This window comes from Shigella sp. FC1967 (assembly GCF_001743005.1).
Classification (GTDB): Bacteria; Pseudomonadota; Gammaproteobacteria; order Enterobacterales; family Enterobacteriaceae; genus Proteus.
In genome coordinates, this window is the sequence record NZ_MIIZ01001097.1 from 1 (window position 1) to 892 (window position 892).

Here is an 892-nt window from a genome sequence, read left to right on the forward strand (position 1 = left end):
CCCCGACCGATGAGCAGATGATGACGCTCCTGATCGTGGCCGAACAGTACGGTTTGAACCCTTTCACTCGGGAAATCTATGCGTTTCCTGACAAGCAAAATGGGATCATTCCGGTAGTAGGTGTTGACGGTTGGAGCCGCATCATCAACGAGCATCCCCAGTATGATGGCGTCGAGTTCGTGTATTCGGACAAGATGGTCAGAATGCAGGGGGCGAAAGTTGAATGCCCTGAGTGGATTGAATGCGTGATTTACCGTAAGGACAGATCTCGCCCTATCCGCATCAAGGAGTTCATTGATGAGGTGTACCGTGAACCGTTTCAGGGTCAAGGCCGCAATGGTGCTTACACTGTTGATGGCCCCTGGCAAACGCACACCAAGCGTCAACTCCGGCACAAGTCACTGATCCAGTGTTCTCGTGTCGCATTTGGTTTCTCTGGTATTTACGACCAGGATGAAGCTGAACGCATCCGTGAAATGGAGCAGGCATCGGCCATTAACCCGGCTATTGCCAATCTCCCTTCACCGTCTCAAGTTCATAGCCAAGAGCCTTTGGCTATTGAGCACAAAGAGCTTGACCCGATCCTGACCAAACTCGCAAATCGCGCTATTGCTGAAAAAGCATGGTCTGCGGCTCATGAGTATGTGAAGGGCCGGTATGAGGGTTCGGAACTGCAATATGCGACTCAATTCCTTCGTGAGAAGGAGATGGATCAAATGGAGCCTCCGAAACCTGACTACCAGGAATCGCACGAGCAAGAGTCCGCCGCTGGTGGTTCTGCAAATGCCGAACTTGGTGCCGAAGAAATGCCGCCTTTGAGTGACGAGGACATGATCCCTGTTATGGAAGAGGAGGGCGCGGAAGGCAGTTACTACTAACCCCAACGGGGGGG

General features: G+C 52.6%; 1 protein-coding gene. It reads left to right on the top strand.

The genetic code is table 11. The features are described 5' to 3' along the window. The coding region (bet, locus tag BHE89_RS18750; RefSeq protein WP_128860722.1) for a phage recombination protein Bet at positions 1-878 on the top strand (878 nt) is incomplete at its 5' end. Positions 879-892 lie beyond the last annotated feature (14 nt).